Below are 17,982 nucleotides of genomic sequence, written 5' to 3' on the forward strand. Positions count from 1 at the left end.
AAACTCTTTCTAGGCTTACATCTTTAGTTAATGTCACCCGCAGCGAATGCTTTTTCAACTGTATCGCTATATTTATCTTTTGGCTTAACTTCCCATTTTCCGTCTTTTTCAACCATTTCAATTTCTAATGGATAGTTGCTTTCTTTAAGCTCTGCCCCACCTAGAATGTCTTTGAATTTTGAAATTGCATAAGCTTCTTGTTTTTTCGAATCATATTCATTTGTTTCTTGATAATAAGCGCGTTTATAATCAGAAACTGTATTATATAAGTTATATACGCCGATACCGGAATAATTCACTTCTACAACTGCTTTTCCATTAACATTTTCAATCGTTTTAGCTTCAAACGTCGCTTTTGAATTCAACTCGTCTTTATACATTTTATATAAATTAGACGCACCTTCTTCTGTTAAATCATTTGAAAACACTTTATTAATTGATTCACGGAATGCTTTATTAGCAGACTTTTCAACCTCTTCCTTATCTGCTACTACATATTTATCGAAGTCTTCATTTTCTTTCCCTAAGAACAACACGTCAATATAGGCTGTCAATGCTTTTTCAGGAGTTTCTAAGTTTTTTAAGCTTTTCTCATATTTTGCTGTATCTAATTTTAACTTTACTTCTTCAATCTTATTATCGTAGTCTTCACTAATTGGCTGAAGACCAATTTCATACTCTTTATCTTTTTCTACGTTAAAAAGATACGTAAGTTTTTTGGACTTATCAGACGCAATCTTTCCAGATCGCATGGACGTTTCAATTTCATCGCTGTATACGTCTGTATTAGGTTCTAATTGTTCGTCACCATCGTAAAGGCTGACATCATTGCTAGACAATGAAATGGCATCCTTAGACGTATTCTTTACTTCTAACTCCACCGCAAGTAAGGCCTCATCTCCGCTCACGCCACCGTCTTGCTCCGATACTAATATGTACTGTGCACCATCAATTTTTGCTTCAAACGACTTGTTTGCACCTGCTCCTTCTCCTTCTTCACTTGATCCACACGCTGCTAAGCCCAGTGAAAGAGCCCCAATTAAGACTAAACCTGCTGCTTTTTTCACGTAATCCTCTCCGTTTCTCTTTATGTTTTCATGAACTCTATCATCGACTAATTTCATAATCTCTATATTCACAATCACTTATTTCGAATTACTTTTTTACAGTTATTTGATAAAGTTCATTACTTAATTCTCCTTTACCATCATAAGGAAATCCTTAAACATCTTCAATCTTCCATAAGTCATTAAATTACCAGGATATTTTTGTAAGTATTTCGACTCATATTGTCCCATTAATCTACCTACTTCTCAGTTATTTAAAAATACACTCTTTCCATTACAAAACCTACCATGATAATATTTACCATATACATTCCTTTTTTTGGCGTTGTATTTTAAGCTTGTTTCTTATCAAGGAACAGACTTATAGTTCAAATGAACCGCTTAGCCTCTTTTAGGAATTTAGTTTTAGTTATATTTCATTTTTTTACAGATAATCCAACGTTAGTTTATTTCTTTTACGAAGAGGGAATGTTAAGAAAATACGATGTTTGGAGGAGGAGAGATTGTGTCAGATGTAAAAGTTTTGTTTTTTGATGATGATGGGGTTATTCCCAACCACCCTTCCCTTCCTGTTTTACTCTATGAACATGCATTAATTGATCGTAAGGATAAAATGGAAACTATCTTTCATAATCACAACTGGAAAAATAGCTGGGTAAATGGCATTTATGATTTTCATCACTACCACAGCAACACACATGAGGTTCTCGGTATTATACGAGGCTGTGCTCGCTTACAGCTAGGTGGTCCCAAAGGTGAAAATATTGTTGTACACGCTGGAGATGTAATTGTACTGCCTGCAGGTACGGGACATAAGCACCTTCAATCAACGGCTGATTTCCAAGTAGTTGGCGCGTATCCTGATGGAAGCAACTATAATTTAAAGACCGGTAATTCTAACGAACATGCAGAAGCTGTCAAACAAATAAAGAATGTGCCTCTTCCGAAAACAGATCCAATCTACGGAGAGGATGGACCCTTACTTTCTTTTTGGCAGCAATAATACATGCAAAAAAATGGAAGGCCGTTTAAGCCTTCCATTTTCATTTACCTTACACCTTTTCTATTCGTGCACTCCATGCAGTGAGTAAAACAGCTCCAATCACCATTACTCCACCAATCCACGGCGTATGAATAATGCCGATTGAATCCACAATAAGCCCACCTACAAATGCACCGATTGCAATTCCGATGTTAAATGCAGCGATATTAAGCGCTGATGCCACGTTCACAGCAGATGGAACATACTTTTCTGCTAAGTTTACCACTAAAATTTGTAAGCCCGGAACGTTCATGAAAGCGAACAGCCCCATTAAGAAAATCGTAATTAAGCCAACTATCTTAAACGGTGCCGTAAAGCTTAAAGCAACTAAGACAACAGCTTGGAAAATAAACATCCAAAACAGTGCTTTAAGCGGTGATTTATTCGCTGCTTTTCCACCTACAGTGTTACCAATTGCCACTGCAACACCATAGACCAGCAAGATGATACTTACCCATTTAGCACTAAAGCCTGTTACATTTTCTAAAAGAGGTGTTAAATAAGTGAATGCAACGAACGTACCTCCGTACCCTAGGGCCGTAATAGCAAATGCTAATAAAAGTGGACCATTTGTTAAAATCTTGACCTGTTCTTTAAACGACGTAGGCGGTGCTTCTTTTAAGTTATTCGGAATTAAAATTGCGCTTGCAATAATTCCAACCACTCCAAGTAAAGCCACTGCTCCAAAGGTTGCTCTCCAGCCAAATGTTTGACCAATAAACGTACCAAGCGGAACACCTGTTACGGTTGCAACGGTTAACCCTGTAAACATAAACGCAATAGCGCTCGCCCTCTTATGCTGTGGTACAAGATCTGCTGCAATTGTTGACCCAATTGAAAAGAATATTCCGTGTGAAAAAGCCGTAATGAAGCGGGCAACAAGCAATAACGTGAAGCTTGTAGAAACTGCTGCTGCTGCATTACCAATAATAAATACCACCATGAGTGCCATTAATAATGTTTTTCGATTCATTTTATTGGTTAAAGCCGTTAAAACTGGTGCGCCGATTGATACACCAATCGCATAGCCTGAAATCAATAATCCTGCTAGCGTAATTGAAATAGATAAATCATTCGATATACTAGATAATAAACCAACTGGCACAAATTCAGTTGTTCCAATACCAAATGCACTGATGGCTAACGCTAATAATGCAAAGGTACCGCCTTTCTCATTTGTTTTTGTATGTGAAAGTGAACTCATTATTTTTCCTCCTTAATCATTTCTTATCTTTTTTATTTTATGTTGAGCTCAGTATAGGCGCCTTTCTAGTTCCTGAGTCAATTCTGTCAGCAGCTAGCGCCGACTGGCTAGCTCTGTTAGTCATTATGCAAGATACCAATCCATAAAAAAAGTACGCACTTTCAAGTACGATAGGCACTAAAAAGTACCTAATGGACTATTTTGGGCGTAAAGCGGTACAATAACAATAAATTGATTAACGTTCACGCATGAGGAATATTTGTGGCATGCAAACGAATAGACAGAACATTGTTACGTAAGGAGGCTTTTAGTAATGAAAGTTTACAATATTCCAGTCGAAGCTTCTCTCGAAGTAATTGGTGGTAAGTGGAAAGTAGTGATTTTATGTCACTTGATTAAAGGAAAGAAAAGAACCGGAGAACTAAAGCGCTTGATGCCAGGCATCACTCAAAAAATGCTAACTCAGCAGCTTCGTGAGCTTGAAGAGGACGGCATTATTTTACGTGAGGTCTATAACCAAGTTCCTCCGAAAGTCGAGTATTCTCTAACGGAATATGGCTGGTCTCTTAAAGGAATTTTAGATGCTCTTTGTGCATGGGGCGAGCATCATATTGAAAAAACATACCCAAATAAAGAAGATGTGCTTGTACAGGTTGACTAAATCGTCAGCACATCGTGAAAGTGAAGTGGATAGAAATGAGCGGGCAAAACCGAAATGATATTTCTCCTGGAACGAAGGTATCAATCGTTCTGAAAGCTGATCAACGAACTGGAAAATTAACGGAGGGAATTGTGAAAGACTTGTTAACAAAGTCTTCGTTTCACCCTCATGGCATTAAAGTTCGGCTAACAGATGGACAGGTAGGGCGTGTAAAAGAGATTCATTCTGTCTAAAAGCTGTCGAAACATTGGCTGATTTGTAAATAAAAGTAAGACTTTGTATCTATTTTTATTCATCTTCCTGTAATCAAATCTCAATGTACGATTCATGCGGTATCAATATTCCAAATTTATACTGAATCATGAAAACAGTTTGAGTTGGGAGATGGAGAGATGGATAAAAAAGTATTAGCAGGGATTGGGATTTCATTTGCTTTGTTGCTAAGTCCTTTACAGCAAGCATCGGCTGCAAAAAATGACGTAGACAACGTAGCGCATCGTGGTGCATCTGGATATGCTCCAGAAAATACGGTCGCTGCGTTTGAGAAAGCATTCGAAATGAAATCAGATTATATTGAAATTGACGTACAGCAAAGTAAAGATGGCGAGCTTGTAGTCATTCACGATGTAACCGTCGACCGTACGACAAACGGTACAGGTGCAGTCAAAGATCTAACACTAGAAGAACTACAATCATTAGACGCGGGAAGCTGGAAAGGAACCGAATTTGCTGGAGAACCCATTCCAACATTTGAAGAAATTTTGGATCGCTACCGCGGCAAAATTGGCATTCTAATTGAATTAAAGTCGCCCGAACTCTATCCAGGCATCGAAGCAAAAATAGCTGGTGAGCTAAAAGAACGCAACATGGACAAGCCAAACAATGAAAAGATCATTGTTCAGTCATTTAATTTCGACTCGATGAAAAAGATGGACGAGCTGCTTCCAAACGTTCCAGTTGGCGTGTTAACAGGGTCTAAAGCAGATACAACAGAGGAAAAGCTTCAGCAGTTTGCGACATATGCTGATTACTTTAACCCTCATTACGGACTTGTTACAAATGAGTTAGTGACAAATGTACATAATAACGGAATGAAGATCTCTTCTTGGACGGTGCGTAATCAGCAAACGGCTGATTTCCTGTTATCAATGAATATAGACGCTATTATTACTGATTACCCTGATTTTGTTCAAAAATGACAAAAAGCGAAGTGGAATTCTATCCACTTCGCTTTGTTTTATTAGTCTAAGAACTTTGTTTTATTCCCAACAGAGATGAGCTGCGTACGACGTTGATTTGTACTGATTATATACACCGCTACTAAAAAGACACCTACGACAATTGCTGATCCAATATTTACTAGTCCTTTTTCAGCATACCATACGATTGCATACCCAACCGCTCCAGATAAAAGCGCATAGTACATAAACGGCAGCAGCGTTTTTCGAATAACCGCTCCTTCTTTTCCAACCAGCCCTACAACGGCTGAAGCTGCCACAACATTATGAACGCAAATCATGTTTCCAGCCGCTCCTCCAACCGCTTGTAAAGCAACAATCCAAGTTGGATTCACGCCAATTTGGGTACCAACATCGTATTGAAATAACGAAAACATCATATTGCTTACGGTGTTGCTTCCAGCAATAAATGCACCAAGTCCTCCAATAAAAGTTGAAAGCAACGGCCAATATTCGCCTGCTAAAGCTGCTGCACCGTTTGCTAATTCAATTGGCATTTTATCGAACCCCGCTTCTCCTCCTCCAGAATTAATAAAAACCTGTACCATCGGAACCGTAAAAATTAAAGCTGTAGACGCAGCAATCGTTGTTTTTGCAGACTGTGCCCACGCCTTTTTATAAGCTTTTTTATTCATATGATGAAGGAAATAAGTGATTAGAGATACTAAGATGAAAATTGTTCCCGGAAGATACAGTGGCTGAAAGCTTGCACTTACTTCAGAACCAAATATATTCGGAAACGAAACGGTCCATGATTGTAGCCACCCTAAAATAGGAAGCGCTTTCAACCTTGATACCACTAAGAACACGCCAACTAATACATAAGGGAGCCACGCACGAAACATGCTCATTTGTCCGTTATGATACGCAACATCTTTTATTTCTAAACTGCCTATCCACTCAGGGTCCCACTTGCTTTTCTCTTCAAAGTCCCATGCTTCTTCTTTAGCTGGCATTAAAAATCCTCTTTTAGCAGCAAAGACAACAACGACAAGTCCGACTAATCCACCAATCATTGATGGAAACTCAGGACCTAGTAGGTTTGCAACCAAGACATATGGAATGGTCATTGCAAACGCAGCAAAGAGTGCAAACTTCCAAACGCGGATTCCTTCGGTAAATGATTTATTCTTCCCAAAGAACTTTGTCATAAGCGCCACAACAAACAGTGGAATAAACGTACCCGCGATCATGTGTAAAATTGCTACCTGTCCACCAATTTCAGTTACCAGTGCTAGAAAGTTATCCGTAATGCTTGCATCTGCTGATAATCCTGTTTGAACGCCGACTAGCATTGGTGTTCCTACTGCCCCGAACGAAACGGGCGTACTTTGAATAACCATTCCAGCAATAACCGCTGCCATGGCAGGAAAGCCTAGGCCTACTAACAGCGGAACCGCAACCGCAGCCGGCGTACCGAAACCCGAAGCTCCTTCAATAAAGGAACCAAATAGCCATGCAATAATAATAACTTGAATACGGCGGTCCGGTGAAATATCCGTAAAGCCTTGGCGGATGGTTTTAATTCCGCCGCTTTCTTGCAGGGTGTTCAGTAATAAAATTGCACCAAAAATAATATATAAAAGCGTTCCTGCAACGACCAAACCATTAATAGAAGCAGCAGCGATTGTTACGCCAGGCACCTTCCATACAAATAACGCTAACCCTACAGCCACCAAGTAAGAAATTGGCATCGCTTTGCTAGCAGGCCATCTCAGCCCTACTAAAAAAATACCAACCGCTAAAATCGGTAAAAGTGATAGAAGTGCTAATATTCCAGTACTCATGCTTTTCTTCCTCCTTTTCAACAAGTGTTTAAAACAGTTTATTTTATGTGAGAGAATATCGGTTTCAGTCAAGCTATTACCTTTTTTCATAAATAAAAACCTGTTCGAAATCCGATTACGTCGCAATTCGAACAGGTTGTTTTTTGTTGTGATCGAAATACCTAAGCAGCCTGAACCTGTTTTATTCATGTAGACAAGCATGTTTACCGCAGATACCAAGCTGTATTCAAATCATTCTTTCTTATTAATTCACGTTGACTTTTACTTTGCTAAAAGTATTTTTCAGCGAGCCAATTTCATCAATATGACAATTAATAATGCTTCCTGCGCCCACTAATTCCGCTCCTACTGGACTACCTGTTAAAATAACGTCTCCTGGTTTGAGCGTCATCACATTTGAAAGATAAGCAATCATTTTTTCAACCGAGATGATGATAAGATCCATACCGCTATTTTGTTTTTCTATGCCATCCAGCGTCGCTTTTACACGAATGTTTGCAAGATCAAGCTCGGTTTCAATATAGGGACCAAGCGGCGTGAATGTATCAAATGATTTCCCCACCGTCCAGTGGCCGTCCGGGTGAATAAACTGCGGTGCTGTGACGTCATTTCCAATCGTATAGCCAAAGATATACTCACGAACATTTGACGCTGAAAGTTTTTTTGCTTCTTTTCCAATGACAACCGCAAGCTCAGATTCAAACTTTACTTCTTCAATTCCTTCTGGAATGATGATATCTTCACCAGGCCCAATAACCGATGAAATGGGTTTAAAGAAAAATACCGGAATATCAGGAAGCTTTTCAGGCAGCTCGCTCACATCTTTCACGTAATTAGCTCCAATGCCAATAATCTGATTTGGCTGTATTGGTGCTAACAGCTTCACATCTTCTCGTATAAATGTGCGCCCCGTGTATTCCCATTTCGTAAACAAATCTCCTGTTATTTCACGAATGTTTTCTTTTTCTACTACTCCTTGGCAAATCACACCTTCTGATTCAAAACGTGTAAATTTCATACGTAGCCTCGCTCCTTGATTCGCTTATTTTTGTTCGATTGCTTGCTTTGCTTTTGCTTCAATGCGGCGCGCATGCAAGATTGGCTCAGTGTATCCGTTTGGTTGATCATATCCTTTAAACACAAGGTCGCACGCTGCTTGGAACGCAATAGACTCTTCATAATGAGGTGCCATTGGCTGATAGTTAGCGTCACCCGCATTTTGGCTATCCACGACTTTCGCCATTCGTTGTAGCGTCGCAAGAACTTGCTCTTTTGTACAAATTCCGTGATGTAACCAGTTTGCTACGTGCTGACTTGAGATACGAAGCGTTGCTCGGTCTTCCATTAAGCCTACGTCGTTGATGTCTGGAACCTTTGAACATCCAATTCCTTGATCTACCCAGCGTACTACGTAGCCCAATATACCTTGTGCGTTATTATCTAATTCTTGCTGTACCTCTTCTTTTGTCCAATTTGGTTCTTTAGCAAGCGGTACCTGTAAAATGTCATCTCGCAGATTAGTAGAATTGTTCGCCAGCTGGTTTTGAACATCCACAACCGAGACTTCATGATAATGAAGAGCATGTAACGTTGCAGCGGTTGGGGATGGAACCCATGCCGTATTTGCTCCTGCTTGTAAGTGGCCTACTTTTTGTTTCAGCATTTCAGCCATTAAATCTGGCATTGCCCACATACCTTTTCCAATTTGCGCTTTTCCTTGGAATCCGCTTGCTAAGCCTGTTAGTACATTTGATTTTTCATATCCTGCTAGCCAAACGGAAGATTTCATATCATTTTTTCGAATCATGACGCCTGCTTCCATAGATGTATGTATTTCATCTCCGGTGCGGTCTAAGAACCCTGTGTTAATGAACGCAACGCGATTTTTAACTTTTTCAATGCACGCTTTTAAGTTCAGTGACGTTCTGCGCTCTTCGTCCATCACTCCAATCTTAAGAGTATGGCGTGGCAATCCGACTAAATCTTCTACGCGATCAAACAGCTTATTAGCAAATGCTACTTCTTCAGAGCCGTGCATTTTCGGTTTTACAATATACACAGAGCCTTTTTGAGAGTTTTGATACTTACCAGTTCCAAGCAGCGTATGCTTTGCAATTAAACTCGTAATTATGCTATCTAAAATACCTTCTTGAATTTCATCACCGTTGGCGTCTAAAATGGCGCTGTTGCTCATCAAATGACCTACGTTTCGTACAAACATCAAAGAGCGTCCGGAAAGCGTCACAGTATCTCCGTTTGCAGTTTCATACTGACGATCGTCATTTAGCGTACGGGTCATTGTTTTTGCACCTTTTTTAAACGTCGCCTTTAAATCACCTTTCATTAGGCCTAACCAGTTGCGATACACTTCTACTTTGTCTTCTGCATCTACTGCAGCTACCGAGTCTTCACAGTCCATAATAGTTGTGACAGCCGATTCAAGCAGCACATCTTTTACGCCTGCATCATCGCTTTTTCCAATCGCATCCTGGCGGTCAATTTGAATTTCAAAATGCAGCCCGTTATTTTTAAATAACAGGGCACTCGGGTTTGAACCATCACCTTGATAGCCAACCCATTTGCTCGGTTCTTTCAGCTCCGTTGTTGTCCCGTCCTGTAACAATGCTTCCATCTTATTTGTCACGACGTACTGCACAACGTCTTCGTGTTTGCCTTCTTTTAATGGAATCGTATGATTTAAAAAGGATTTTGCAAACGTAATGACCTTTTCACCCCGAATCGGATTATACTGACTTTGAACTCCAGCTCCATTTTCGGAGCTAATCGCATCCGTTCCGTAAAGCGCATCGTATAAGCTACCCCAGCGAGCATTCGCCGCGTTAATTGCGTAGCGGGCATTATTAACTGGTACAACAAGCTGTGGTCCAGCTTGAAGCGCAATTTCATCGTCTACGTTAGCTGTTGAAATTTGAAAGTCAGCTACGTCTGCTTCTAAATAGCCAATGCTCGTAAGAAATGCTTTGTATGCTTCAAAGTCAAAGGAATCACGATTTTCACGATACCATCGATTTAATTTGGCTTGCAGTTCATCACGTTTAGCAAGCAGTGCTTTATTTTCCGGTGTTAGCTCATGAATAAGTTGTTCGAATCCTGCCCAAAACGCCTCCTCTTGTAGTCCAGTCTCCGGAAGAGCTTCTTCATTAATAAAATTGTACAAAACAGGTGCTACTTGAAGTTTTCCAATTTGCTTATAAGCTACCATTTTACTTCCTCCTTTTAATGATTACGGACGTGCAACTGTTTGCTTACCCTTTAAATCACGCTTAACTTCAGCGCAGCGACTTGGACTTGGAAACAGTTTACCCGCATTTAGTAAATTTTCTGGGTTAAACACTTCACGAATGTTTGTTTGAGCCAAAATTTCTTCATCCGTAAAGACAAATTTCATTTCCTCTTTCTTTTCGATACCCACACCGTGTTCTCCTGTAATGGTTCCGCCAACATCTGCACAAACCTGTAAGCACTCACTGCCTGCTTTTAACGCTCTGTCTGTTTCTCCCAGCTTTGCCATATCGAATAGAATGAGCGGATGTAGATTACCGTCACCAGCATGAAAAATATTCGCAATTCTTAACTCATATCGCTTGCTAATTTCGTTGATCCGCTCCAGCACTTCTGGCAGTTTGCTTCTCGGAATGACGCCGTCTTGCACTAGATAATCCGGCGAGATGGCTCCCATTGCTCCAAAGCCCGTTTTCCGGTTTGCCCACCAGCTCGCTCGTTCTTGCTCATCTTTTGCAACCTTTACTTCTCTGACATGATGCCGTCGGCAAACGGCAAGAATTTCTTCAATTTGTTCCTCAATACCTGCTGAGATTCCATCAACTTCAATAAGCAACACCGCTTCAATATCTTTTGGATGTCCTACTGGAAAAGCAGCTGCTTCTACGCCTTCAATCGCAATTTTATCCATCATTTCAAGAGCCGCCGGAACAATACCTGCTGAAATGATGTCAGACACGGCTTGGCTTCCATCTGAAACATGGTCAAAATACGCTAGCACCGTCTGCTTGGCTTCAGGATTTTTCAAAATACGAACCGTAATTTTTGTTACGATTCCAAGCGTCCCTTCAGATCCTGTCAAAAGCCCAAGAAGGTCATAGCCTGGCGTATCCAGGATGCCTTCTCCACCAATAGTGATAATTTCACCATTCGGCAATACCACTTCAAGCGCTAAAATATGGTTTGTTGTGACTCCATACTTTAAACAATGAGCGCCGCCTGCGTTTTCCGCAACGTTGCCTCCGATTGTACAACAGTATTGACTTGATGGATCGGGAGCATAATAATAGCCCTTATCTGCAATTGAGTTTGTGAGCTTTAAATTAATGAAGCCGGGCTCAACAACTGCTTGCCGGTTTTCAAGATCCACGCTCACCAAGCGCTTCATTCGAACAAGGCTAATGATCACTTCATTGTTGAGAGGAATAGCTCCACCGCTTAGCCCTGTGCCAGCTCCTCTAGCTAAAAACGGAAGGTTATGCTTCGCACAGTAGCGCACAACTTTTGCTACTTCTTCAGCATCTTTTGGAAACACCACCGCTCGTGGCAGTTTGCGGTGAACGGTAAACCCGTCACAGTCATAAGCGAGCAAATCAGCTTCTTCATATAAGATCGACCCACTGCCTTCCATGAGAGCAGCTAGCGCTAAGATATGCGCATCATTTGAACGAATTTTTTTCTTCTTCATGAGCGATACCCCTTTTCTTCATCTTCTTTTTCATACGCCCACTGCAGCAGCTGAACCGTATGGACAACCTTTTGGCTGCGACCGTATTTTTTTACACCCATGGCCATTTGGAGCATGCAGCCAGGATTCCCCATTGAAATTAACTCTGCATCTTCCGGCACGCTTTCCATTTTGCTTTTTAAGATTTCACCTGCCATTTCTGGATTGGTCATATTATAAATCCCCGCGCTACCACAGCACCGATCAGCATTTGGCATATGCACCATTTCCACTCCCGGTATATTAAGAAGTAAATCGCGCGGCTCTTTTCTCACGCCTTGACCATGCGCAAGATGGCAAGCATCATGATAGGTAATCGTTGTGTGTAAAGACGCTTTCGGTTTTTCATAGCCCGTATCGTATAAGTATTTTGAAATATCTTGGACTTTTCTGGAAAATGCTTTGGCTCTGTCGTACCATTCCGTTTCCTCTTCTCGAAACAGCTCGGGATATTCTTGCAGCATACACCCGCATCCCGCTGCATTTACAACGATAGTTTCCTCATTTTCAAATGCTTCAATGTTTTGTTTTGCAAGCTTCCTTCCCGTGTCTCGGTCGCCGGCATGCACATGCAAAGCACCGCAGCACGTTTGTTTTTTTGGAATCGTCACGTTGTTTCCGTTGCGGGTTAATACTTGAATAGTAGCATCATTAATATCGCTGAACATCACGTCCATGACGCACCCAGTTAAAAAAGCCACGTTTGCTTTCGCTTCATTTTTTGCAGGAATCGTTGTTTGCTTCTTATATTTCTTTTGTACAGGCTTTTTAATATCTGGCATAACTGCTTCCATTTCAGCTAAATGCTTTGGCATCACGCTCATAAGTCCCGTTTTTCGCACAGCTTTTTGCAGCCCGCTTTTTTGATAAAACTTCAGCAGTGAGCCGACGGATTCAAGACGTCGCTGGTATGGGAATAATCCTTTTAAAAAGAACTCGTTTACAGTTCCTTTCACACCGGTAAGCGGCATCGCTTGACGGATTTGACCGCGCGCTTCTTCAATCAACCCACCGACATCCACATCGGCTGGACAAGCTGTCGTACAGGCTCTGCAGTCTAAGCAATCAAAAACTGGCTCAATTAGCTGTTCGTTTACTTCAAGCTTCCCTTCAGCTACGGACTTAATGAGATGAACGCGCCCTCTTGGTGAATGCTGCTCTTGACCCGTTATTTCATAGGTTGGGCACGATTCCAAGCACATGCCACAGTGCACACAATCAGCCCATTTCATTGGGTCAGGCTTATCTTTCCATAAGTAGTTTGTTAGGCTACTTGCTGTACAGGCCGGCTCGTTTATAACCTCTCCACTCATAAATCAAATCCCTCCCACAAATCGCTTATGATTTAACATTTTGTTCGGGTCTATCCTTGATTTAATTCCTTCGTATAAAAAGAAGTGAGATGGCTTTTCTCCCCAGACGTTGAGCTGCTGACGAAATACAAGCGGTGCGTGCGTAACGACTACATATCCTTTTAGTTCATGAGCTTGCTTACGCATATCAACAATTGCTCCTAGAATGTCTTTAGAGCCCCCACTAATTTCGATTTGACAAAGACCGTGACCGATTCCCCCATGTGCCCGAATGCGGACATCATATCGATTCGTAAGCAAATATGCGCTTTCTACTACCTTGAGGGCATCGAGATTTTTCACTCCTACCTTTAAAACGGCTGTTAGAGAGTCCCCATCTATAAAAGAAGCTCCATTGACACCCATTCTGTAAAGCTGGTGCCAAAAGTGAATTCGCTCCTCTTCCGATTTGATGGAAACAACTGCTTGTGAGCTTCCCAGCCCTTGAATTGCTTTTTCTTGATAGCGAACAGAGCTCTCAACATCCTCCAGCGCAATGGCTAAACAGTAAGCTTCTTCTCCAACTAGCTCCCTACTCAAAGAAGGACTCATGAGTTGTAAGGATACGGGCTCTAGCATGGAATCCAGGATCTGAGTCGCTAAGGACCTGATATCAATTAAAGATGCCTCTGGAAACGCGATAACGACGAGTGATTGGCACTTTGGAAGCGGACGAAGCTTTAGCGTAATTTCAGACATAACAGCAAGCGTCCCCATTGAACCAATGAAGAGCTTATTCATATCGTAGCCGGCTACGTTTTTGACGACTTTTCCGCCAGAACGAATGATTTGTCCGTCAGCATACACAAGCGTCATGCCAATGACAACATCTCGACAAGATCCATATCCAAGGCGTTTAGGACCGCTGTCATTGGCTGCTACAATACCACCAATTGTTGCTGTTTCGGGCCAAGATGGATCTAACGAAAGCTGCTGACCGTATGTGGCTAAATGATCTTGTAACTCCTTAAACGATGTACCTGCTTTCACCGTAACCGTCATGTCGCCCGGTACATGCTCCACAATTCCCTTATAGCGAGAAAGAGATAGCAAGATATCAGCAGATTGAACTAAACCGCCGAACCCTCGCTTCGTACCTGCACCCATGATGGATACCGTATATCCATTTTGATTCGCATACGTTAAAACAGCTGCAATTTCGGCTTCAGAAGTCGGGTAAACCGTAACCTCCCCTCCATTTCCAAGCGGATGTGCTACTGCTGTTTCCTGCACTTGCTCAGTAGAAAAAAGCGCTTGAAGGTCAGAAAAAAGTCGTTCTGCAATCATCAAACTCCCCCATCGAAATTCAATTTTTATGAAGCATTAGCGCTGGATGCGCGTTAAGCTTGTTTGTAGAATATTTTCAACAAGTTCTAAATGATTCAGCATGTGTATGTAGGCATCTTTTGAATTTGATTGTTTAATGGATTCATAGATGTGATAGTGGTGTGACGCAATTTCTTTTAAAAAGGCTTCGTGTGGTTGAATGTACTGATAAAAATCAATCATTGCTTTTTGCATCTTCGTGGAAATAAACTGGATGAATTGAGTTAGCATTTTATTGCCTGCTGCATGGACAATCACTTGATGGAAGTGGTAATCGGCTTCCCAGTCATTTTCAAATGTTTTGGAAAGCGCTAGTTTTAATTTCTTTAAATCTTCTGGAGAGCGATTCTTGGCAGCCATTTCAGCAATGCCCGGCTCCAGCATTTTTCGGACTTGAAATAGTTCTCGAACATCCTCTTCGCTCGGTAAAAGCATGGTATATTGAAACATTCTTGATGAATCAAACTGACAAATAAACGTGCCTTCTCCCTGCTTTACATCCACAATTCCTTTACCTTTGAGTGCGGTAATGGCATCGCGTACAGATGAACGCCCCACGCCAAATAACGTGCACAGCTCTCTGACTGAAGGAAGCTTCTCTCCAGGCTTAAACTGACCCGAAGCAATCATGCCTTCAATTTGCTCTTCAATTGATTCTGAGATTTTCTTTCGAGCGATTCGTTCTACGTTCACAATAACACCACCTTTCAGTTATCACATATGTGATATGTTATCGCTTACATTTATTAAAGCACCTTCAGTTTTTGATTTCAATCTTTTTTTAAAAAAATTTACAAAAAATAAAATTAGCATACCGATTTGCAACATCAAAAACGGACACTGAAGGATATAAAATAATACAAACCTATAATCCCAACAATCATTAAACTACTTACCTTTATGTCCTCCACAACAGATTTGAATGACTAAAAATTTTCAAGGAGTATATAAACCATGTCAACAGACGAATATTTACTTTTTTTAAAACAGAACGGTTATCACATAACAAACCAAAGACGCGTCTTAATCTCTTTTTTTTGTGACCGCCAAGATGCCGAGCTGTCTGCTCAGCAAGTTATTGATCACTTGAAGAATACAAATAAAAGAATCAGCTTCGATACGGTTTATAAGAACTTATCTTTATTTGTAGAGTTAGGATTCTTAAACTGTAGAGAAGATGAAACAACAAAGACATTTTCATTGAATATAGTTGACTCTCCTGTTTACTACTGAGAGAAGTTACTACATTTACTCAATACAAAGAGCAAAAGGGTTCGCAACCATGAACACTTTTGCTCTTTTTCTTATTATTCTTGGCTTAATTCTATCGCTTGCTTAAGGTCATCAATAATGTCGTCAATCGCTTCCGTTCCAATTGATAAACGAATTAACCCTGGCGTTACCCCGCTTGCTATCTGTTCTTCAAGTGTTAGCTGTTGATGCGTCGTACTCGCTGGATGAATAATTAATGACTTGGAATCTCCTACGTTCGCTAAATGAGAAAATAGCTGAACCGAATCAATAAGCTTTTGACCCGCTTTTTTTCCAATCAAACTTGCCGCTATCCACAATGACACCACCGATTGTTTCTGCGAAAATGGCTTTTGTTTTATCCGTAATGGCATGCTCAAAATTGCTAGCGTCACTAGCATCTACAAAATGCACCTTGATGCCAAGCTTCCCTAACGTATGGGCGAATAGATTGTACGTTCCTCCGTAAATACTGGATGACGACACAATTTCATCGCCCGCTGACGCAATGTTTAAGATTGAAAACGTAATTGCCGACTGACCGGATGCTACCGCGAGCGCTCCCGTTCCTTTTTCCAGTAGCGCTATTCGCTTTTCAAACACGTCCGTAGTTGGATTCATAATGCGGCTGTAAATATTTCCTTCACTCTGTAAGCTGAACAAACTTGCTGCGTGTTCACTATCATGAAACACATACGAAGACGTTTGGTAAATTGGGACTGTTCTTGATAACGTCGTCGGATCAACTTCCTGCCCTCCGTGAATAGCTACTGTTTCAGGCTTCAATTCTCTTTTTTGTGTCATAATGCTTTCTCCCTTGTCTTGGTTTTAACATAAGAACATTCTTTTATATAAATGCACAAAATCCTTTTTATTTTTACAACAAGGCAAATTATTTTTTCTATACCATTTTTTAGTTCACAAAAATGAATTGAATGATTTGCTACAATAAATCAGCTTAAACTGATATACCAAGTTTTATTTTTATTAGCAATCAACTAAACTTTTTATTGATAAAAATAGATATAAACCACAACTTTTCTCTAACTCTTTCTTCTAAACAATAGATTTTAACAAAAAGGAGCGTCAATCACTTGGTCGATTTACCAAAAAACAGATTTCTCTCTGGTACGATCAGTACGGTGAAGCAGTCTTTAAGTTTATCTTTATGATGATTAAAGACTACCAGCAAGCAGAAGATTTAACCGAAGAAACCTTTGTAAAAGCATACGTTCATATCGATGCTTTTCAAGAAACAGTGGACATTCTAAACTGGTCAGAAAGCAAAGTGAAGTCTACTTTATTTCGGGCACTGCACGGCTTAGAACGACAGCTTCTGAAGGGAGATTATGAATATGACAGCAAACCAAGACAAACGCAATAAACATATTTTCAAAGAGTTAGATGCAAGCTTTTCGCTGAGCGAATCAACGAGGAAAAGAATGAAGCAAAATATTATGGTGGAAATTGACCAAAGAGCTACAAGAATTCATTCACCTGTCCGAAAGAAACCGTTTCAAAAGAAGCTGCTTTATACAAGCTTAGCCACATGTCTACTAGCAGCTTTGTTTATTGGTTCAACCTTTGTCTCACCTGCCATGGCTCAGGTAGCTTCTAAAATCCCTTACCTTGGAAAGCTTTTTGAACCTGAACCAATTACAGATATAATCTTTGATACCTTAGAGAAACAAAACTATAAAGTAAGCAGTGTAGGAACTGTTTATCCAGACGGCAAAATCATGGATGACATACAACGAACATTGAAAGCTAAAGGATACCATTTAGTAACGATTGGAATTACTACTCATGTTGATAAAGATAATCACGATAGCTATTCTATTGACCTGGAAATAGCGGATACAGAAACAAGAACAGACGCTATAAAAAAAGAAGCGCAACAAATTTTAAAGAAATATGATCAAGCAAACACGGACATTACATTTACAAAAGTAAACGGACCAAAACGCGAACAAGGCGGACGCTGGGGAACAATCGTTACCACAATAGGGGATGGTTTACTAAGCAAAAAGAAATATGAAGTCGTTGGAATTGGTTATTCAGTTAACCCATCTCCGCACCTAAACATTACAATATCTCGTCAAGAAGAACCGCAGCTATTTGCAAAAGAACTAGAAAAAGTTGTAGAGGAATTTTTAGAATCAGATAAGATGAAGAAACAACTTCAAGGTGATTCATATGAAGTTATTATTCAAAATGAAGCTGGGGAAAGGTTAAACTAGTTTCATAAAAAGCACCTATTTTAGGTGCTTTTTTGTGTCTACTCTTTTACAGGTTAATACAGTT

At 40.4% G+C, this 17,982-nt stretch carries 16 protein-coding genes and 1 pseudogene; 7 read left to right on the plus strand and 10 right to left on the minus strand.

All coding sequences use genetic code 11. The features are described from left to right. Window positions 1-23: 23 nt before the first annotated feature. Window positions 24-1,067, minus strand: a complete 1,044-nt coding sequence (locus tag BFL01S_RS13180; RefSeq protein ID WP_061785939.1) for a DUF5105 domain-containing protein — start codon at window positions 1,065-1,067, stop codon at window positions 24-26. 484 nt (window positions 1,068-1,551) lie between these two features. Here BFL01S_RS13180 and BFL01S_RS13185 point away from each other — a divergent pair, with 484 nt between their 5' ends. Then, window positions 1,552-2,070 (plus strand): cupin domain-containing protein, encoded by a 519-nt coding sequence (locus tag BFL01S_RS13185; RefSeq protein ID WP_061785940.1) that lies wholly within the window; start codon window positions 1,552-1,554, stop codon window positions 2,068-2,070. A gap of 49 nt (window positions 2,071-2,119) precedes the next feature. Here BFL01S_RS13185 and BFL01S_RS13190 read toward each other — a convergent pair whose 3' ends face one another. Beyond that, window positions 2,120-3,313 carry an MFS transporter gene (locus tag BFL01S_RS13190; protein WP_061785941.1) on the minus strand — a complete coding sequence of 398 codons (1,194 nt, stop codon included), beginning with the start codon at window positions 3,311-3,313 and terminating at the stop codon, window positions 2,120-2,122. 313 nt (window positions 3,314-3,626) lie between these two features. On the opposite strand from BFL01S_RS13190, the gene BFL01S_RS13195 reads away from it, so the two are divergent. The 3 genes from BFL01S_RS13195 to BFL01S_RS13205 all read left to right on the plus strand — a co-directional run bounded on the left by BFL01S_RS13195 (window position 3,627) and on the right by BFL01S_RS13205 (window position 5,173). After that, the gene (locus tag BFL01S_RS13195; RefSeq protein ID WP_025909676.1) at window positions 3,627-3,974 is read left to right on the plus strand and encodes a winged helix-turn-helix transcriptional regulator; all 348 of its coding nucleotides are present in this window, start codon (window positions 3,627-3,629) and stop codon (window positions 3,972-3,974) included. 35 nt (window positions 3,975-4,009) lie between these two features. Next, on the plus strand, window positions 4,010-4,207 hold the full coding sequence (locus BFL01S_RS13200; RefSeq protein WP_025909675.1) for a YwbE family protein: 198 nt from the start codon (window positions 4,010-4,012) through the stop codon (window positions 4,205-4,207). A gap of 159 nt (window positions 4,208-4,366) precedes the next feature. Then, window positions 4,367-5,173, plus strand: coding sequence for a glycerophosphodiester phosphodiesterase (locus BFL01S_RS13205; protein WP_061785942.1), 807 nt, complete (start codon window positions 4,367-4,369; stop codon window positions 5,171-5,173). A 41-nt stretch (window positions 5,174-5,214) separates the two neighbouring features. On the opposite strand, the gene BFL01S_RS13210 is transcribed toward BFL01S_RS13205, so the two are convergent. The 7 genes from BFL01S_RS13210 to BFL01S_RS13240 form a co-directional block, all read right to left on the minus strand. Beyond that, entirely contained in the window at window positions 5,215-6,999 is a 1,785-nt protein-coding gene (locus BFL01S_RS13210; protein ID WP_061785943.1) for an L-lactate permease, read from the minus strand. Between the two features lie 244 nt (window positions 7,000-7,243). Beyond that, on the minus strand, window positions 7,244-8,017 hold the full coding sequence (locus BFL01S_RS13215; RefSeq protein WP_061785944.1) for a fumarylacetoacetate hydrolase family protein: 774 nt from the start codon (window positions 8,015-8,017) through the stop codon (window positions 7,244-7,246). 24 nt (window positions 8,018-8,041) lie between these two features. Beyond that, the gene (locus tag BFL01S_RS13220; RefSeq protein WP_061785945.1) at window positions 8,042-10,222 is read right to left on the minus strand and encodes a malate synthase G; all 2,181 of its coding nucleotides are present in this window, start codon (window positions 10,220-10,222) and stop codon (window positions 8,042-8,044) included. A gap of 21 nt (window positions 10,223-10,243) precedes the next feature. Next, a complete protein-coding gene (locus BFL01S_RS13225; RefSeq protein WP_061785946.1) occupies window positions 10,244-11,710 on the minus strand; it encodes an FAD-binding oxidoreductase in 1,467 nt (488 codons plus the stop codon). Further along, on the minus strand, window positions 11,707-13,062 hold the full coding sequence (locus BFL01S_RS13230) for a (Fe-S)-binding protein (RefSeq protein ID WP_061785947.1): 1,356 nt from the start codon (window positions 13,060-13,062) through the stop codon (window positions 11,707-11,709). The genes BFL01S_RS13225 and BFL01S_RS13230 overlap by 4 nt, the downstream gene beginning before the upstream one ends. Before the next feature lie 3 nt (window positions 13,063-13,065). Next, on the minus strand, window positions 13,066-14,388 hold the full coding sequence (locus tag BFL01S_RS13235) for an FAD-binding oxidoreductase (protein WP_061785948.1): 1,323 nt from the start codon (window positions 14,386-14,388) through the stop codon (window positions 13,066-13,068). A 36-nt stretch (window positions 14,389-14,424) separates the two neighbouring features. Beyond that, window positions 14,425-15,120 carry a FadR/GntR family transcriptional regulator gene (locus BFL01S_RS13240; RefSeq protein ID WP_061785949.1) on the minus strand — a complete coding sequence of 232 codons (696 nt, stop codon included), beginning with the start codon at window positions 15,118-15,120 and terminating at the stop codon, window positions 14,425-14,427. Between the two features lie 261 nt (window positions 15,121-15,381). Between BFL01S_RS13240 and BFL01S_RS13245 the strand changes: the two genes are divergently transcribed. Further along, window positions 15,382-15,660 carry a Fur family transcriptional regulator gene (locus BFL01S_RS13245; protein ID WP_025909651.1) on the plus strand — a complete coding sequence of 93 codons (279 nt, stop codon included), beginning with the start codon at window positions 15,382-15,384 and terminating at the stop codon, window positions 15,658-15,660. 74 nt (window positions 15,661-15,734) lie between these two features. Here BFL01S_RS13245 and BFL01S_RS13255 read toward each other — a convergent pair. Further along, window positions 15,735-16,482: pseudogene (locus BFL01S_RS13255) on the minus strand (PLP-dependent transferase). A 313-nt stretch (window positions 16,483-16,795) separates the two neighbouring features. On the opposite strand from BFL01S_RS13255, the gene BFL01S_RS13260 reads away from it, so the two are divergent. Continuing rightward, entirely contained in the window at window positions 16,796-17,062 is a 267-nt protein-coding gene (locus BFL01S_RS13260; protein WP_268873895.1) for an RNA polymerase sigma factor, read from the plus strand. Continuing rightward, entirely contained in the window at window positions 17,034-17,918 is an 885-nt protein-coding gene (locus BFL01S_RS13265; protein ID WP_061785952.1) for a DUF4030 domain-containing protein, read from the plus strand. The genes BFL01S_RS13260 and BFL01S_RS13265 overlap by 29 nt, the downstream gene beginning before the upstream one ends. Window positions 17,919-17,982: the final 64 nt, after the last annotated feature.

This window comes from Priestia flexa NBRC 15715, from assembly GCF_001591565.1.
In the GTDB taxonomy this organism is placed as follows: Bacteria; Bacillota; Bacilli; order Bacillales; family Bacillaceae_H; genus Priestia; species Priestia flexa.

Bases quoted from the DNA above. Each gene is read 5' to 3' on its own strand.
- BFL01S_RS13200 (WP_025909675.1), top strand. From the start codon at position 4,010: ATGAGCGGGCAAAACCGAAATGATATTTCTCCTGGAACGAAGGTATCA.
- BFL01S_RS13220 (WP_061785945.1), bottom strand. From the start codon at position 10,222: ATGGTAGCTTATAAGCAAATTGGAAAACTTCAAGTAGCACCTGTTTTG.
- BFL01S_RS13205 (WP_061785942.1), top strand. From the start codon at position 4,367: ATGGATAAAAAAGTATTAGCAGGGATTGGGATTTCATTTGCTTTGTTG.
- BFL01S_RS13195 (WP_025909676.1), top strand. From the start codon at position 3,627: ATGAAAGTTTACAATATTCCAGTCGAAGCTTCTCTCGAAGTAATTGGT.
- BFL01S_RS13245 (WP_025909651.1), top strand. From the start codon at position 15,382: ATGTCAACAGACGAATATTTACTTTTTTTAAAACAGAACGGTTATCAC.
- BFL01S_RS13225 (WP_061785946.1), bottom strand. From the start codon at position 11,710: ATGAAGAAGAAAAAAATTCGTTCAAATGATGCGCATATCTTAGCGCTA.
- BFL01S_RS13235 (WP_061785948.1), bottom strand. From the start codon at position 14,388: ATGATTGCAGAACGACTTTTTTCTGACCTTCAAGCGCTTTTTTCTACT.
- BFL01S_RS13215 (WP_061785944.1), bottom strand. From the start codon at position 8,017: ATGAAATTTACACGTTTTGAATCAGAAGGTGTGATTTGCCAAGGAGTA.
- BFL01S_RS13185 (WP_061785940.1), top strand. From the start codon at position 1,552: ATGTTTGGAGGAGGAGAGATTGTGTCAGATGTAAAAGTTTTGTTTTTT.
- BFL01S_RS13210 (WP_061785943.1), bottom strand. From the start codon at position 6,999: ATGAGTACTGGAATATTAGCACTTCTATCACTTTTACCGATTTTAGCG.
- BFL01S_RS13190 (WP_061785941.1), bottom strand. From the start codon at position 3,313: ATGAGTTCACTTTCACATACAAAAACAAATGAGAAAGGCGGTACCTTT.
- BFL01S_RS13230 (WP_061785947.1), bottom strand. From the start codon at position 13,062: ATGAGTGGAGAGGTTATAAACGAGCCGGCCTGTACAGCAAGTAGCCTA.
- BFL01S_RS13265 (WP_061785952.1), top strand. From the start codon at position 17,034: ATGACAGCAAACCAAGACAAACGCAATAAACATATTTTCAAAGAGTTA.